1 protein-coding gene is annotated in these 324 nt (G+C 53.1%); it reads right to left on the bottom strand.

Going from position 1 to position 324, the window contains the following annotated elements:
• Positions 1-324: UvrD-helicase domain-containing protein (locus ALO64_RS13855; protein ID WP_162232072.1), on the bottom strand; the 324-nt coding region annotated here is incomplete at both ends.

The raw sequence follows: 324 nt of genomic DNA, 5'->3' as shown, positions 1-324 counted from the left end.
TTAACGTTGGCCACGTAGGCAACAGCCGGTCCAAATCTGAAGCTCTGAGTCAGGAAGTGTTTCTCGGCGTCCTTCATCGCCGGACTGTTTAAAGCATCCACAGCGCCTCTGAACCGATACAGCTGCTGATGCCGATCACCTACAGTGACTTGAGTTATTGTTTGGATCTGGACCAGGTTCGCGATGACCGGGTTCACGTCCTGCCCTTCGTCGAGCAAAATCGCACCGAAACGCTGGCTCAGATCTGGCTGGCTCATCTGGTACAGCTTCAGATAGCCATCGTGCGTCATAGGGACTGAGCGATCGTTGATATCGACCATTTTC

Origin of the sequence: Pseudomonas meliae (assembly GCF_001400515.1) — a bacterium.
In the GTDB taxonomy this organism is placed as follows: domain Bacteria; phylum Pseudomonadota; class Gammaproteobacteria; order Pseudomonadales; family Pseudomonadaceae; genus Aquipseudomonas; species Aquipseudomonas amygdali.
This window is presented reverse-complemented; position numbering and strand designations above follow the sequence as displayed.